We start from the raw sequence: 16,010 nt of genomic DNA on the forward strand, positions 1-16,010 counted from the left end.
GGGGGGGTCGTGCGCCACATTTCCGGCGTCGGCTTGCCTCATATGCACTTCAAACGATGTCGGTGGCCACGGACTCGAACAGCGCGCCGACCGTGGTGTCGCCCGCTCTGACCGCCGCCAGGATGTCAAGGTCGATCGGCGTGACCGCAAAACTCGGGCGGGTCTCCACCCCGTAGGCTTCGTAGTCGCCCGCGAGGTTTCGTTCGATCAAATGCCGCTCCAGCGCCGCTTGTAACGTATCGACGGACGGAAAGCGCGCAAGCCCGAAATTCGCATCGTAGAAATAGAAAGCCAATTCGCCGGCCGCGCCGTTCTGCACCCCCACCAGCATGCTGTGCGCGCGCGTGCTCACCAGATAGGCAAACGAGCGCGGCATAGTGCGTATCAGACCGTAGACTTTATCCAGCGCGATCGTCATCGGTTCTGTATGGCTTGCCCGGTAAGCCGCGACGTTGGAATGCAACGCCACCAGACTGCGCTTGAGTGCGACGGCATCCGGCGAGTTCGGCGACGTTGCCGCGCGAGAGATGCGCGCCATCAGCGCCGCCTCCTCGCCCTGATGCAATGCCACGGCCATCGCGCGGCTGAGCGGCAAACAAAAGCCCGTGTGGCCGTCGCCATTGGCCGCAAGGTAAACGGCTTGCGGCAACGGATCAAAACGCCCGCCCAACGCAGCAAAATCGCGCGCGACGATGTCGGCCGCGCGCAGCGACTTGGCGGCTCGCTCCGCGCGTTCCGCCTCGTCGATACGCTGGCTCAGAATGCCCAGCAGCTTCCCATCATTGATTTTCGGGTCGACGAAGTCCAGCTTCAACATAGCGGAGGGTCGCCCGACGACCGGTGGCGTCATCCTGGCTTCCTCGACACCTTGGCGGAACGCTTCGCGCCTCTGCGCCACGGGCGACCGCTCCAGGGAGATACGCCGCCGGCGATATTCCGTGTTGACAAGACGATCGAAGATCGCTGCATCCGGCGCATCGAACAGCTCGTCGACAACCTCTCGTACCACGGCGTCGTCCCTGCGCAGTTCCCATTTCCAAATTCCGTTCTGACGCAACGGCTTGCCGTCGGGCAGCTTGTTGCTGGGGTCTGACAGGCGCCATGTCTGCTCCTTCACGTCGTAATCAACACCGTAGAGCGAATCTCCCGCCTTTGCGTAAAAGTGTCCGCGGTACCGATAAAGATTGGGGCCGACTTGCTCCATCCCGCTCACCGCCACGCTGCATTCATAGGGGGCCAGGTGGTCCACGTAATAGGATCGCCATGCGCCATGCGTGCAACGCGCCATGCCCGCGACCGAAACCCCGATCACGGTGGCGAACGCGTCGTACAGCGCCGTAAGGGCATTTTCGCGAAGCCCGGGATCGCGTGAGTCCTTGTACAACAGTCCCAGCGAGAATTCGAGCCCCGCCAGCCCGAAACTCACCGGTGTATATGCCGGCACGGCGATGGACGCGATGCCGAACACGTCGTTGATCCATCGAAGTGCGGTGAGCAGACTGACCATCGCCGGCGATCCCACGCTCACAAGCTCGCCCGCGCCGGCATCGAGATTTGCTTTCATTTGCGCGGCCATCGCATCGAAGGGGTCCCCTTCCACAGTCATACCGGACTTCACCACATCCACCGCCCGCCGTGATCCGGCGGTCAGGGCATCGAAAATGGCATTCAGATCCTGAACGGCTTCCTTCCTATGCGCCGCACCCGAAAAAGCCCCCGCAAACACGCGGCGCTTTTCAGGATCCGAAACCTGGGCGCAAACCCACGCGTCGCGTTGGCGTACATCGGCAAACTCGTAAAGCCCGGCCGGGTTACTCAGGGGAGCATAAAGCAGCATGGGCTCGCCGGCTTCGCCTGCGATCAGCAACATGTTCGACACATGGCCGCCGATCGCCAGCCACGACAGACGCGCGTCCCTGACCGGCGCCGGTTCCGTGTCGGAAATATCATGAAGCGTCAAATGCATCGCGTCGTTTCGCCCCGTGACGCGCCGAGCCAATGCCGCGCCGCGATCGGAGATCGTGCCGCTCTTGTGATGCAGGAAAGCGTCGACGATATACGTGCTCTGGAGAACCCGGCGAATGTCGCCGGCATGTTGCCGCCAGAACGCTTCGACTCTCACGAGAAATGTTGTGCGAAAAGTATCGATGTCGATCGCACGCTGGAAGTCGAGCGGCTTCAGACCCGCAGCGTTGCGCTCGCAGAACAGGGCAGCCCCGATTCCCTCCGTATAAATGCCCGAGGTCAAACTGACGGCGCCAATGTCGACGGGTTGCCCGGTCACTTCCCGGACGACCATATCCGTCAACGTCATCGATGATTCGAGCTGATTGCCGGGAATCCGATGGACGCCGCCGATGGCGGCGGCGAGCACGTCCTGCGTTGGGCGGAATGTGTTGAACCACGTCTCGTCCGGTGAGAGCGTCAGGTTGAACCGGTCTGTCAGCAACAACCTGGCATATTTCGACGCCTCGCCCACGAGATCGGGCATGGCCGCCGAAATCCGCCCTCGCGCCTCAGTCAATGACGTAAGCCCGTACACGGATTGAAGCGGTACATGCAGCCGCTCGGAAGCACCGAGATATCCACCTTCCGTGACATCGGAGGGCGCCGATTCCAGCCCTCGCCCCAACTGATAGCCTGTCGCCCCTGCCCACCAGCGCCGCCAATCGCCCATGCGCTGCGCAACGGCACGTTGGGGCCCCGCGAATACGATGTCGTCGTCGATCGTTTCAAGCGTCGCGGCCACCATGGCGGACACGATGTCCGCTTCGACTTTCTTCAAGAGAAAAGGCTGTTGCTCCCGCTCGTGCGCACGCAAGGGCAACCGATCACGCCATGCCCGATACGCCTGCCCGGCGTCCGACGGCAATAGCGTTTCCATCAGAATGTCCAACGATGCGTACTCGCGAAAGGGTGTGGGACTTCCGACCATGTACACGAGCGTGCGGCCACCTCGCAAGCTTTCGCCGAATGGCGGCGCCGAGATGATGAACGTGGCGGCGGCCTCGAAGACACTGGCATCCGGCAGGGCATACTCGAGCAGATAAGTGTCGATGCCGTCCACATTGGCGTCGCTTTGCGCACGGCTTTGTGCATCGCGGTCCTGAAGCACCACCTGCGCCAACCGGAGGCCATCGACAGAAATTTGCCCCGCCTCGTATTGCAGTTTGGCTTCGTTTAGCGCCATTCGCGCCAGACGCTCGACGATCTCGGCGCGCTTGTCGAAGCGCCCCGACTCAACCGACTCCCAAACATCGGCCACGGCATTTCTATAGGATTCCTTATAATTTTGTTCGCAAATAAGTTTCATGGCATCGCTTGCCGACAGCCCTTGGACTTCTTCATCGGAAAAATAGCTTTTCGCGCCCGTATTTCGGCGGTACAAGCCGTATTCCATCGTGGCCGCGGCCGGCACGGCGCCCGGATCCGAACTCATGGCCATGGCCAAGTCGGTCAAGTTGATGGAAGTCGTGATGCCGTGCCGCTCGTCCATGTAGGCGCCGAGCTCGCTTCGCCAAACACGGCGAAAAAACTTGAAGCGATTGAGGAATATCGCGTCGGAATCGAAGCTGGCACCCGTCATATGGGCGCGTCGCGCCAGGTCGGCGCTGAGCTGCCTGCGGAAATGCTCGCGGACGTCGGGCACTTGTCGGAACATGGCGCGCAAAGCCAAGTGATCGGCTTCACGTGCCGTTTGCGCCGCGACAACATCGGCCATTCGCCGGCCTGCGGCCGAAGTGCCGAGAAAGCCTGGCACCATTGGGTGTCCTGCGACGCGGCGGACCATGTCGGCAGCGCCAGAGCCGCCTGGAAGGTCCCGCTTCGTACGCGCTTGCGCCCATGCAATCATTTGTGACGTCCCCGCGTCCGGCACCGCGCTCGGCCCGGTGTCGGCGTCGGTATCCGGGCCCACGGTACCCCGCTCGTCCCCGGCTGCCACACGCGGCGCCGACTCGGCGTGCGACGCTTCCTGCACAACGGTTTCCCCCTGCCAAAGGCCTTGCGGGCGGAGCGTTCCACCAAACGCCTCAATGCTCATCCTGACTCTCCCAATGCGCGTCACATGAATCCATGAGGCCGGATGCGGAAAACGCTATGCATGCTTTCCGCACTCGGCGGTGCGTTGCTTCACGCAGGATTTATTCAGGGTGCGGCGTTGGCGACTTACAGATTTCGCTCATGCGCCGATCAGGTCTGACAGCCGCCGTGTACCGCAAATGTACTTATGGCAAGGACGAGCGGCAATCCCGGCAACGCGTTTGGCGCCGCCGGGCTTTAGGTACTTTCCCGTGTCCGGCGCGCGTCGTCCGGGCCGCGCGCAACGCGCAGCCGGCGGGATCGCGACGCAGGAGACAGCGGCGGAGAATTCGGCAGGTTCAGCGTCCTGGCGCCGGCGCCGCGGCGCCATTGCCCGACGCCCGCTGCCGATTAAGCGCATCGAGCTTGCCGCGCGCTGCGACATCGCCTTGCGCCGCCGCCCGGGCATACCAGACGCGCGCCTGATCCAGATCGGGCGTCACTACGCCGTAGCCGCGCTCGTAGTAACTCGCCACGATGTATTGCGACGGCAGATCGCCGCCCTGCGCGGCTTTTGCGTACCACTCGAACGCAATCCGGTAATCGCGCGGCACGCCCCGGCCGATGAAGTATTCGTTGGCGATTGCCGCCTGCGCCTGCGTGTGTCCCTGCTTCGCCGCCTTCTCATACCAGCGGTTCGCATCGGGGATCGACTTGCCGACGACGTAGCCGTCGTCGAACATCTTGCCGTAGACGTATTGCGCCTGGCTCATCCCCGCCTCGGCCGCGCGCTTGAGCCATTGCAGCGCTTCCTGAGGGGAAGCCGCCCCGCCCTCGCCATTGAGCAGCATCATCGCGTAGTCGAACTGGGCCAACCGGTTGCCCTGCTCAGCCGCCTGCTTGAACAGCGCGAGCGCCTTGTCCTGCTGGCCGGTCTCGTAGTGCTTGACTGCCTGATCGGTCAACCCCTGCGCCGGCGCCGCATTGGCCGCATAAGCGGCGCAGCCGGTGCCGGTCATGGCGACCCAGCTCACAAACGCGCTCGCGGCGATCGCGCGTGCAATACATCGGGCATGTCGGGCATCCATGGGGGCTCCTCCACCGGGCGCTTTCCTTCATTGTGCGCCAAAAGCCGGCCGCCCGCCGGCTCAGTTCCGCACGTCCTGCAATGCCTGACGCGCCGCGCGCAGCAGCAGCATCACTTCGGCCGACAGGGCAATCATGTTGATCCCCTGCGCCCGAGACGCCTTGCCGGCCGTGGCATCGGTGACAAAGATCCCGCACGTCTTGCCCGCCACCTCCGCCGCGCGCGCAATCCGTTCGATGGCCTCCTGCACGTCGGGCGAGCGCGAGTCGCCCAGATGCCCAAGATTCGCCGCCAAATCGCCCGGGCCGATGAACAGGCCGTCAACCCCCGGCGTCGCCACGATGGCGTCGACATTCTCCAGCCCCCGGCGCGATTCGATCTGCGCGAGCACCGCGACCTGCGCGTTGGCCGTGCGGACATAGTCGGGTCGATTGCCGAAGCCCCCGGCGCGGGTCATGCCGGCGACGCCGCGCGTGCCGTCGGGGGCATCCGGCGCGGGGAAGCGCGTGCTGCGCACCGCGGCCGCCGCGTCCTCGGCCGTCTCGATCATCGGAAACATGAGCGTGCGCACGCCGGCGTCGAGCGCAGCCTTGACGAACCACGGCGCGTTGCCCGGCAGCCGCACGATCGGCTCCACCGGCATATGCGACGCGGCAATCGCCTGCAACTGGTCCTGCACATCACGGCCGTGGTTCACGGCGTGTTCCATGTCGATGAGCAGCCAGTCGAAGCCCGCATGGCAAAGGGCTTCCGCCAGCGCGGGGCTCCCGAGCGTGAGCCAGCAGCCGTACAGCGGCTCACGTGCCGCCAGACGAGGTTTCAGGGAATTGCTGAGCGTACTCATGGCAGACCTCGCGACAAAAGCGTTGCAATTCGGGATGAAATTCGCAGCGCGGCGTGACAAAACGCCGGCTGCGCTTCGCTTACGGCTTGATGTATGCGTAACCCTTCTGCTGCAGGCGCGTCAGTTCCACGACGCCCGACGGCGTGAAATCCGCGTCGAGCACGAACTGCTCCTTCTTGAGATTGCGTTGCTTGAGCGTGATTTCGCAGACTTCGAACTTTACGCCGCGCGCATGCAGGGCCGAGACGAGCGGCCCGACGGTCGCGGCGTCCTTGTAGCTTTCCATCAGAAAATCGACGCCTTGCGCATGCGCGACGACCACGATATCGGTATCGGGCACGGTATCGAGCTGATTGCGAACGTTGCGCAGCCCGGCCAGCGCCTGGTGCTCTGCGTCGTTGATATGGTAGACGACCTTGTCGCGCGCGAACGCGGGCGCGGCCGCCAGGGCGAAGCTGACGAGCATCAAAGCGGCGAGCGCGCCGCGCAAAAGCGATTTCATGCGGAAGGTCCCCCGGAGCACCTGTGCGGAAACCGCATCATAACGCGCGTTCGCGCCGGTTGCCGAGGCCAGGGAGGTCGGGGACGGCGCCAGCTCCGTGGAACCGGCAGGCCAATGACGCGGGGGCGCCAGGTTGGCGGCCCCGGCGGGAGTTCAGGCGGTGACTTCGGCCCAGCAGTTGGGCGTTTCATACAGGCGCAAGCGCATGAGCCGCAAATCGCGCCCGTAGTGGGCATCAAACACGGCGGCGAGCTTGTCGAATGCTACGGCCGCCAGATTCTCGACGGTCGGCACGCGGTCCAGCACGACCGTCTTGTGGTCCGGCAGCGACGCCAGAAAATCGCGCACCGCCGCGTCGCCTTCATAAACGATGAACGCGTGATCCCACACCGACACCAGATGCTCGTTGGCGAGCGCCTTGACATCGGCGAAGTCCATCACCATGCCATTGTCCGATGCGCCCGCCTGGCGGCTCACCTCGCCTGTCAGCGTGATCTCGAGCACGTAGCGGTGCCCATGCAGGTTGCGGCACTGGCTGCGGTGGTCGGGGATGCGGTGTCCCGCATCGAATTCGAGTTTCCGGGTAATCGTAATCACGGCCAGCTCAGGGAATATTCAGATATTTATGCGTCTGCATCGACAGCGACCAGCGCGGATGCGACTTGCAATAATCGATCGCGAGACGCGTATTCGTGTCGCGCAACGGTCCGTCCATCGGCTGCAGGTAGAAGTGCTTGAAATCGAGCGCCTCATAATCGGCCAGCCGCTGACGGTCCTGCGGTACCACCACTTTCAGTTCGTCGCCGCGTGTGACGACGAGCGGCGCATCCGCCTTGGGACTCACGCAGACCCAATCAATGCCGTCGGGCACCGGCTGGGTGCCGTTCGTTTCCACGGCGATCGTAAAGCCTTCGGCGTGCAGCGCATCGATGAGCGCCGGGTCGAGTTGCAGCAGCGGCTCACCGCCCGTGCACACGACAAAACGGTGCGCGCGATCGCCTTCGGGCCACAACGCCACGATCTGCGCCACGAGGGCGCCGGGCGTGCGGAATTTTCCGCCGTTCTCGCCGTCCATGCCGACGAAGTCCGTATCGCAGAACTGGCACACGGCCTCGGCACGGTCCTCTTCACGCCCGGTCCACAGGTTGCAGCCCGCGAAACGGCAGAACACGGCCGGACGCCCGGCGTTCGCGCCCTCGCCCTGCAACGTGTAGAAGATTTCCTTGACCGCGTACGTCATTTACTTTGCCTTGCCGCTTTTGCCTGCATTGTCGTCGGCGTCTTTGCCGGCCAGCGCCGGGGACGCCATGAATTCGGCGACCGTCGTGCCGGCGCGCCATGCCTCGAAACCGCGCCGACGCAACTGGCACGCCGGGCATTCGCCACACCCGTAGCCCCACGCGTGCAGGACGCTGCGCTCGCCGAGATAGCAGGTATGCGTGTCTTCACGTATGAGTTCGACCAGCGCGTCGCCGCCAAGATCCTGCGCCATCGCCCACGTGTTCGCCTTGTCGATCCACATCAGGGGCGTTTCCACCACGAAGCGGCTGTCCATGCCGAGGTTGAGCGCGACCTGAAGCGCCTTCATCGTGTCGTCGCGGCAGTCGGGATAGCCCGAAAAGTCCGTTTCGCACATCCCGCCCACAAGCACGCGCAAGCCGCGGCGGTAGGCAATGGTCGCGCCGATCGTCATGAACAGCAAATTGCGGCCCGGCACGAACGTGTTCGGCAACCGGTCCGCTTCCATCGCGATCGAGACCTCACGCGTGAGCGCCGTGTCGCTGATCTGGCCCAGGATCGACAGGTCAACCATATGATCTTCGCCAAGCCGGTCCCGCCACTGCCCGAAGCGCTCCCGCAACTTCGCCAGCACATCGGTGCGGCACTCCAACTCGATACGATGGCGCTGGCCGTAGTCGAAACCCAGGGTCTCGACGCGCGAATAGCGCGACAATGCCCATGCGAGGCAAGTGGTCGAATCCTGTCCACCCGAGAACAGGACCAATGCGGTGTCGGTGGCTGGTGTCATGATCAAGCAAGCGCTAGCAACGGCCCTCGGCGAGGGCGCCGGCACGGCGAAGGCCTCAGCGGATGCAGGGCGGCCCGCGTGCATCGAATCACGCGATATCAACGAAATGTTATACCCGACATCGGGCATATTTTCCGTCAAACGCAAAAAGGGCTTGCGGATGGCGCAAGCCCTTCGAATTTGGTGGCCTGGGTCGGAATCGAACCAACGACACACGGATTTTCAATCCGCTGCTCTACCAACTGAGCTACCGGGCCAAGAGACAGCGATTATATGCAAATCCCCCGCACGCTGCAAGCCCCTTCGTAAAAATTCCGCGGGAAGCCCGTTCGCAGCGCGCGTTTGGCGTTACGTCTTGCTCTTGCTCAACTCCACGCCCAACTGCTTGAGCTTGCGGTACAGATGGGTGCGCTCGAGCCCGGTCTTTTCCGCCACCCGCGTCATGCTGCCGTGCTCTTTCGCGAGGTGATAGGCGAAGTAGGCGCGCTCGAACGCGTCCCGCGCTTCGCGCAGGGGCACGTCGAACGAAATATCCGCCGACGGCGCACCGGACGGCATCGACGCCGCCAGATCGTTTTCCGCGCCGAGCCCGGCGTTCATGCCGTTGATGGCCGCCGGCGCCACGCGCGCCTCGCTCTCGCCAAACACGCCGAGTTCGCCACCGTCTTCGTCGGCATCGAAGCTCGCCGGTGCCGGCTGGCCCTCGCGCTTGCCGCGCATGAGCCCTTGCTCGACCGCCTGCAGCAATTTTTGCAACGCGATCGGCTTCTCGAGAAAATTGAGCGCGCCGATCTTGGTTGCCTCGACCGCGGTATCGATCGTGGCATGGCCCGACATCATGATGACGGGCATGGTGAGCAGCCCTTGCGCCGCCCATTCCTTGAGCAAGGTCACGCCGTCCGTATCGGGCATCCAGATATCGAGCAGCACGAGATCCGGCGTGAGCCGCGCACGATATGCGCGCGCCTCCTGCGCGTTTTCCGCCACCTCGACGACATGCCCTTCGTCGCTGAGAATCTCCGAGAGCAGCTCCCGGATTCCCATTTCGTCATCCACCACCAAAATGGTTGCCATTTACGCTACCTTCGTGTGTTCCGCCGGCTTGACGCGCGGCAGTTCCTGATCGTCAGCCAATTGAGTAAATAAAATCGAAATCTGTGCCCCGCCGCTGCCCTCGCCTTCCGGCAGGGCGCGGTTTCGAATGTCGATGCGCGCCTCGTGTTCGTCGATGATCTTCTTGACCATGGCGAGCCCGAGCCCGGTGCCCTTCGACTTGGTCGTCACGTAGGGTTCGAACGCCCGGGTCAGGATTCGGGCGGGAAAGCCGGGCCCGTTGTCCGTGATGGTCAGTCGCACCGCAGTGCGCCTGGACTCACCCGATTTGGCTTCCGTTCCCGCGTATTCTACTGTCTTCGTTTCCACCGTGATAAGAGGGTTATCGGCAGACCCCACCGCATCTTGCGCATTCTGCAGCAGATTGTGGATCACCTGACGCAATTGCGTTGAATCGCCGCGAATCTCAGGCAGTTCCACAGCCAGCGCCGGATGGATCGCGCCACGCCCTTCATCCACACCGTACAGCGTCAGGACCTCTCCGATCAAGTCATTCAATTGCAGCGGCTGCATGACCGCCGGCGGCAGACGCGCGTAATCGCGGAATTCGTCGACCATGCGCTTCATCGCAGCGACCTGATTGACGATTGTCGTGGCGCCGCGCTTGAGGACTTCCGCGTCGGCCGGCGGCAGTTTGTCTGCGAGTTTCATCTGTAGACGTTCCGCCGACAACTGGATCGGCGTCAACGGATTCTTGATTTCGTGCGCCAGACGCCGCGCCACTTCGGCCCACGCCACCGAGCGCTGCGCGGAAATCACGTCGCTGATGTCGTCAAACACGACCACATATCCGCCGCCCGCACCCGCTGCGCCGGCCACCTCCCCAGCCGAAGCCAGCGGCTCGGGCAGGCGCGTGCCGCGCACGAGCAGCGTCACCGCGTCAGTTTCTTCCGGCAGTGTCAAGCCGATCTGTTGCTGCCAATGCCCCGGGCCCGGCTCGTTGTTCGCCTCGCGCGCGGCGAATGTCTTGCGCAATGTCTCGCCGAACTCGACCAGCGCCGGAATGTGCGACGGCGCACGATTGAGTTCGCCCTGGAAACTCTGCTTGAAAATGCGTTCCGCACCGGCGTTGGCGGTCGTCAAACGAAACTCGCGATCGAACACGAACACGCCGGCCGTGAGGTTCGACAGAATACTTTCCAGGTGTGCCTTCGAGCTTTCCAGCGCAATCCGGTTGCGCTCCACGGTCGCGCGCGCGTCTGACAACTGCCGCGTCATCGCGTTGAATGCCTGCGTGAGGAAACCCAGTTCGTCATTGGTGCGCACTTCGCCCTTCGGCGACAAGTCGCCGGCAGCCACTTCCTGTGTCCCTTGCGCGAGCAGGAACAGCGGACGCGCGAGCTGGTTGCCCAGCGCAAGCGCCAGCATCATCGCCACGAACGTCGCGAGAAACAGCGACAAGGTCAGCGTGCCGATATACATCTTGCGCAAGCCCGTGCGTCCCAGCGCCTTTTCCTGGTACTCACGATACGCGCTTTGCACCGCCTCCGCATTTTGCGCCAGATTGTTCGGCACCCGTTGCGTCACTTGCAGGAAGCGCTCGTCATCTTGCAGGCTCGACGTGTAGCTGGACGGAATCCGCATCACGACACGCCAGCGCAGCTGATCCTCCACGGTGTGCCGGTCGTAGCTCTCGCCGCCGCCCTCGATCGCCGTGTAGCCGCGCGGCTGCGCACGCGCCTGACGCAGCATCAGCGCCGTCGGCAGATCGGGCACGAGCGCCTTGAAATTGGCGGATGCGGACGCCTGTATGCGGCCGTTGCCATCCACCACGGTCGCATCCTGCAGGTTGAACTGGTCGCGCATGCGGATCAGCGTCAGTGTCGCGCCCTTGTCGCCGCTCGACGCCAGATTGTCGGCGACCAGCTGCGCCTTCGCCGCAAGGTCCACCAGCCCGTTGTTGAGCACGGCGCGGCCCAGCTCCAGCCCGGAATCGAGCGCCGTGTCGACGCGCACGTCAAACCAGGACTCGATGCTGCGCGACACGAATTGCAACGACACCAGATAAATGATGCCGCCGGGAAGCACGCCGACCAGTGCAAAGAATACCGCCAGTTTCGCGAGCAGGCGCGTGCCGAACCTGCGTTGGCGCAGCCGCACGAGAATGATCCACACCAGTCCGCCGACGATGAACACGAAGATCAACGCGACAGCGATGTTGGCCGTATACAGCAGTGAGTAATAGCGGTCAAAGAATTCGGTGTTGGCACTGGCGATCGCCAACAGGCCGAACAATCCCACGGCGACCAGCGCCATGGTGACGATCAGCGTGCGCATGACGATGCGCTTGAGCAAGCCATTGCTATTTGACACGTTCGCCCCCCACCGAAGGCGCGGCCGTATTGAAGGCCAGCGGGACGTTGGTCGCAAGCGCCGCGCTGGGCGAGTTGCCCGGCGTGAACAGGAAGCGGGTCCAGTCGGAACTCATGTTCCAGTCGCGATTGTTGACCGCGTCGATCTGGAACGGCTTCGGCATCAGGGCGTTGTCCAGACGCATGCGCACGGATGCCTGGTACATCGTGCCCGGTTTGACGGTGTTCTTGTCGATGACGCGCCAGCCGCTCACATTGCGCACCAGCGCCATGGCTTCGCGCAGCGAGGCGAAGCCCAGTTGCAGTCCGCCGTTGGTCGACACACGATATTGACGTGTCAGCGGCTGGAACCACAGCCGCACACTCTGCGACGTGGCAACGACCTTTTCGTCGAACCAGTACCAGCGCGAGCGCGTGAGTTCGAAGTCGGTCGTGAAATAAAGCGAAATGCCCCGGTTGACGGCCTCCTCGAGACTGCTGTTCAAGTCGAATGCAAAGCGCGCGTCAAGCGTCCAGCCGCTATCGACGGCCTCGAGCCGCGCTTCGCGCACCTGGATTTCATTGTCGGCGCGCGCTGTGCCTGCGAAACACAGCGCAAGCGCTGTCAGCAGCGGCAGCAGCCAGGCCAGGAGCCGTTGTCGTCGTGTCACCGTTTCTGGAAGCGAGCGTAAAAGAAGCCGTCATGAGCGCCGCCGGGGGTCATCAGTAATTGCCCCGGAGCTTCCAATCGTACCGCATCTGGACAAGCGCGTTCAAACCATTGCGCTTGCGCTTCATTTTCTGCGGGAAAGATCGAACAGGTGGCGTACAGCAGTTCCCCGCCCGGCGCGAGGGTACGCCACAGCGCCGCAAGGATGCGCTGCTGCTCGCCGACCAGGGCCGGGATGTCCTGCGCGCGGCGCAGCCAGCGAATGTCGGGGTGCCGACGGACGATTCCCGCCGCCGAACACGGCACGTCGGCCAGGATCCGGTCGAACGGTTCGCCGTCCCACCACTTGTCCGGATTGCCAGCGTCGCCAATCTTGACCTTCGCGGTCAATCCGAGCCGTTCGAGGTTTTCGTGGATGCGCGGCACACGCGTGCGATCGCTCTCAAGCGCCAGCAGGTCGATGTCCGCCAATTCCAGAAGATGCCCAGTTTTGCCGCCCGGGGCTGCGCAGGCATCGAGCACGCGCATGCCGTCGGTCACGCCCAGCAGCGGTGCCGCCAGTTGGGCGCCGGCATCCTGCACCGAGACAAGTCCTTCCGCGAAACCGGGCAGGCGCTCGACCGACACGGCCGCCGCGAGCCGAAGCGCCGCCGGGCCGACGACTTCAGCGGCCATGCCGGCTTCCGTCAGCAATTTCAGCATGCCGTCCACGGCCAGGCGGCGCGTGTTGACGCGCAGCGTGAGCGGGCCGCGCGTGTCGCCGGCCTCGAGCAGCGTTTCCCACGACTCGGGCCATGCGGTGCGCACTGCGTCGATCCACCAGGCCGGGTAGTTCCAGCGGGCTTCGGGCTGTTGCGCGACTTCCGCGAGCAGGGCGTCACGCTCACGCAGGAAGCGGCGCAGTACCGCGTTGGCCAGCCCTTTCGCCGCCGCCGTCCGGCGCTGGGCGCCGACGGCTTCGACCGCCTGATCGACCACGGTGAAGTCGGTGTAGGCCGCGTTCTCGGGCGGATCCTGCAGCAGCGCCAGCGCGCACAGCAGGATGTCGCGCACCCGCGCCTGCAGCGCAGGCTTGACCAGAATGGCCAGCAGCGCGCGGCTGCTGCCGAGCCTGCGCACCGCCCGGTAAGCGAGGTCCTGCGCGGCAGGCCGGATGCCGGCCGGCGCCGATTGCGTGGCCTGCGTCAGCGCGGCCGGCAAGGCGGTGCCATTCTGCACGGCTTCGAGCGCCTGCGCCGCGCGCTGCAGCGCAAACGCCAAGGATTCCGGAGGTAGGGCGGGTTGAGACATCGGATTACCAAAAACAAATGCCCGCAAGACGGCGGGCATGGATAAATCGGATTCAGGACAGCTGTCGTCCGACAGAATATCAGACCGGCGGCCCCTCCCCGGCAAAAGGGGTGACAAAAGGGGTGACAAAAGGGGTGACAACAGGAATGACAACACGGACGGCAACCAAGGCGCAGACTGCCCGCCAGGGCCGGCAGGCGGCCGTGGGCGTCAAGCCGGGTAGTGTCCCGTGCGCGCCATTTCCATCAGGCGGGCGATACGTTCCTCAGTTGCCGGATGCGTCGAGAACAGGTTGGCGATCGCGCCGCCCGACAGCGGGTTCATGATCATCATTTGCGCAGTCGCCGGATGCGCTTCGGCCGCCTCGAACGGGATGCCCTGCGCGAAGCGATGAATCTTGTCGAGTGCCATCGCGAGGGCCTGGGGATCGCCCGAAATCTCGGCACCGCCCCGATCGGCTTCGAATTCGCGCGCGCGCGAGATGGCCATCTGGATCAGCGACGCCGCGATCGGCGCGAGGATGGCAACGGCGATGCTCGCGATCGGATTGGCCGGGCGGCCGTTTTCGTCGCGTCCGCCAAAGAACATCGCGAAGTTGGCCAACGCGGAAATGGCGCCGGCCATGGTCGCCGAAATCGTCGAAATCAGGATGTCGCGATGCTTCACGTGCGCCAGTTCGTGCGCCATGACGCCGCGCAGTTCACGCTCCGAGAGCACACGCAGAATGCCCGTCGTGGCGGCCACGGCGGCGTTCTCCGGGTTACGGCCGGTCGCAAAAGCGTTCGGGGCATCCTCGTTGATGAGGTACACCTTCGGCATCGGCAGGTTGGCGCGCTGCGCCAGGTCACGCACTGCGTTATAGAACTGCGGGGCGCTTGATTCGTCGACTTCCTGCGCGTTGTACATGCGCAGGACCATCTTGTCCGAGAACCAGTAGGAAAAGAAATTCATGCCCAGCGCGAACAACAGCGCGAGCATCATGCCTTTCTGGCCGCCGATCATGCCGCCCACCACCATGAACAGCGCGGTGATGGCCGCCATCAGCAGGGTGGTCTTCATCCAGTTGAACATGGCGTTCTCCTTGTTTAGGTCGCTTGCTTAGATGCGGGCGGCAGGCAAAAATTCAACTGACGGTGAAGACCTCGCCCGGCTGTACCGGGAAGCCCGCCAGAAACTCGCGCACCGGCAGCCGTTTGCCGCCAGGCTTCTGACATTCGGTGACGCGCAGCGCCCCCTCGCCGCAAGCGATGGTGAGCGCATCCGGATCGACCGAAAGCACGGTACCCGGCGCCGCGGCCGACGGCGTCGCGACCGGGGTCGCGCGCCAGAGCTTGACGGGCGTGTCGCGCAAAGTGCCGAGTGCGCCGGGAAACGGATCGAATGCGCGCACCTGACGCGACAGCGCCGCCGCCGGCCGGCGCCAGTCGAGTGCAGCCTCCTGCTTGGCGATCTTCGCCGCATAGGTGACGCCTTCCTGCGGCTGCGGCGTCGCGGGCAAATGCCCCTCGCGCGCCAATTGCCGCAGCGCGTCGACCACCATGCGCCCGCCCAGCGCCGCCATGCGGTCGTGCAACGTCGCCGTCGTGTCGTCGTCGCGAATCGGCTCCGCCTCGCGCACGATCATGGCACCGGTGTCGAGGCCGGCGTCCATCTGCATGAGGGTGATGCCAGTCTGCGCGTCGCCGGCTTCGATCGCGCGATGAATCGGCGCGGCGCCGCGCCAGCGCGGCAGCAACGACGCATGGATATTGAGACACCCGTGACGCGGCAGATCGAGCACCTCTTGCGGCAGGATCAACCCGTATGCCGCCACGACCATGACGTCCGGCGCAAAAGCGCGCAGTTGATCGAGCGCAGCGGCGGCTTCAACAGGATACTTGCCGTCCCGGCGCAGCGACGGTGGCTGCGCCACCGCCATGCCATGCGCCTGGGCATACTGTTTCACCGGGCTTGCCTGCAACTTCATTCCGCGACCAGCGGGCCTGTCTGGCTGAGTAAGCACCAACTCAACCGAAAACCCGGCGGCATCAACGGCGGCCAGCGCCGCCTGCGCAAACTCCGGCGTACCGGCAAATACGATTCGTAGACTCATATCTGATTCCTGATGGGCGGTTGGCGGCCGGGATTCCCCACACGGCACGATGACCGCCGGAAAGGGCCGATC

The 16,010-nt window shown here is 64.2% G+C and carries 11 protein-coding genes, 1 tRNA gene and 2 pseudogenes; all 14 read right to left on the reverse strand.

Annotated elements, in window-relative coordinates; all coding sequences use genetic code 11:
• Positions 1-49: 49 nt before the first annotated feature.
• Complete coding sequence (locus tag PTE30175_RS06210; RefSeq protein ID WP_150696192.1) at positions 50-4,042, reverse strand: dermonecrotic toxin domain-containing protein; 3,993 nt, start codon at positions 4,040-4,042, stop codon at positions 50-52.
• A gap of 337 nt (positions 4,043-4,379) precedes the next feature.
• Entirely contained in the window at positions 4,380-5,108 is a 729-nt protein-coding gene (locus PTE30175_RS06215) for a tetratricopeptide repeat protein (RefSeq protein ID WP_150696193.1), read from the reverse strand.
• A 60-nt stretch (positions 5,109-5,168) separates the two neighbouring features.
• Positions 5,169-5,951, reverse strand: coding sequence for an HpcH/HpaI aldolase family protein (locus PTE30175_RS06220; RefSeq protein WP_150696194.1), 783 nt, complete (start codon positions 5,949-5,951; stop codon positions 5,169-5,171).
• A 79-nt stretch (positions 5,952-6,030) separates the two neighbouring features.
• Complete coding sequence (locus PTE30175_RS06225) at positions 6,031-6,453, reverse strand: DsrE family protein (RefSeq protein ID WP_150696195.1); 423 nt, start codon at positions 6,451-6,453, stop codon at positions 6,031-6,033.
• Positions 6,454-6,606: 153 nt separating this feature from the next.
• Positions 6,607-7,050 (reverse strand): 6-carboxytetrahydropterin synthase QueD, encoded by a 444-nt coding sequence (queD, locus tag PTE30175_RS06230; protein ID WP_150696196.1) that lies wholly within the window; start codon positions 7,048-7,050, stop codon positions 6,607-6,609.
• Positions 7,051-7,057: 7 nt separating this feature from the next.
• Complete coding sequence (gene queE, locus PTE30175_RS06235; protein ID WP_150696197.1) at positions 7,058-7,693, reverse strand: 7-carboxy-7-deazaguanine synthase; 636 nt, start codon at positions 7,691-7,693, stop codon at positions 7,058-7,060.
• A 72-nt stretch (positions 7,694-7,765) separates the two neighbouring features.
• Positions 7,766-8,488, reverse strand: a pseudogene (gene queC, locus PTE30175_RS06240) (7-cyano-7-deazaguanine synthase QueC); the annotation flags it as partial.
• 175 nt (positions 8,489-8,663) lie between these two features.
• Positions 8,664-8,739 (reverse strand) — tRNA-Phe (locus tag PTE30175_RS06245).
• A gap of 91 nt (positions 8,740-8,830) precedes the next feature.
• On the reverse strand, positions 8,831-9,556 hold the full coding sequence (locus PTE30175_RS06250) for a response regulator (RefSeq protein WP_150696199.1): 726 nt from the start codon (positions 9,554-9,556) through the stop codon (positions 8,831-8,833).
• The gene (locus tag PTE30175_RS06255; protein WP_150696353.1) at positions 9,557-11,872 is read right to left on the reverse strand and encodes a sensor histidine kinase; all 2,316 of its coding nucleotides are present in this window, start codon (positions 11,870-11,872) and stop codon (positions 9,557-9,559) included.
• Positions 11,873-11,990: 118 nt separating this feature from the next.
• Positions 11,991-12,557: pseudogene (locus PTE30175_RS06260) on the reverse strand (DUF4390 domain-containing protein); the annotation flags it as partial.
• A complete protein-coding gene (gene rsmB, locus PTE30175_RS06265; protein ID WP_150696201.1) occupies positions 12,554-13,846 on the reverse strand; it encodes a 16S rRNA (cytosine(967)-C(5))-methyltransferase RsmB in 1,293 nt (430 codons plus the stop codon). The gene rsmB and the pseudogene PTE30175_RS06260, both read right to left, overlap by 4 nt.
• 210 nt (positions 13,847-14,056) lie before the next feature.
• Entirely contained in the window at positions 14,057-14,917 is an 861-nt protein-coding gene (gene htpX / locus PTE30175_RS06270) for a zinc metalloprotease HtpX (protein WP_150696202.1), read from the reverse strand.
• 52 nt (positions 14,918-14,969) lie between these two features.
• Positions 14,970-15,938: a methionyl-tRNA formyltransferase gene (gene fmt, locus PTE30175_RS06275; RefSeq protein WP_150696203.1), complete on the reverse strand. Its 969-nt coding sequence runs from the start codon at positions 15,936-15,938 to the stop codon at positions 14,970-14,972.
• Positions 15,939-16,010 lie beyond the last annotated feature (72 nt).

The organism is Pandoraea terrae (assembly GCF_902459695.1).
Classification (GTDB): Bacteria; Pseudomonadota; Gammaproteobacteria; order Burkholderiales; family Burkholderiaceae; genus Pandoraea; species Pandoraea terrae.

Coding starts and splice junctions, on each gene's coding strand:
- PTE30175_RS06210 (WP_150696192.1), bottom strand. CDS start 4,042: ATGAGCATTGAGGCGTTTGGTGGAACGCTCCGCCCGCAAGGCCTTTGG.
- PTE30175_RS06215 (WP_150696193.1), bottom strand. CDS start 5,108: ATGGATGCCCGACATGCCCGATGTATTGCACGCGCGATCGCCGCGAGC.
- PTE30175_RS06220 (WP_150696194.1), bottom strand. CDS start 5,951: ATGAGTACGCTCAGCAATTCCCTGAAACCTCGTCTGGCGGCACGTGAG.
- PTE30175_RS06225 (WP_150696195.1), bottom strand. CDS start 6,453: ATGAAATCGCTTTTGCGCGGCGCGCTCGCCGCTTTGATGCTCGTCAGC.
- queE (WP_150696197.1), bottom strand. CDS start 7,693: ATGACGTACGCGGTCAAGGAAATCTTCTACACGTTGCAGGGCGAGGGC.
- PTE30175_RS06250 (WP_150696199.1), bottom strand. CDS start 9,556: ATGGCAACCATTTTGGTGGTGGATGACGAAATGGGAATCCGGGAGCTG.
- PTE30175_RS06255 (WP_150696353.1), bottom strand. CDS start 11,872: ATGCGCACGCTGATCGTCACCATGGCGCTGGTCGCCGTGGGATTGTTC.
- rsmB (WP_150696201.1), bottom strand. CDS start 13,846: ATGTCTCAACCCGCCCTACCTCCGGAATCCTTGGCGTTTGCGCTGCAG.
- htpX (WP_150696202.1), bottom strand. CDS start 14,917: ATGTTCAACTGGATGAAGACCACCCTGCTGATGGCGGCCATCACCGCG.
- fmt (WP_150696203.1), bottom strand. CDS start 15,938: ATGAGTCTACGAATCGTATTTGCCGGTACGCCGGAGTTTGCGCAGGCG.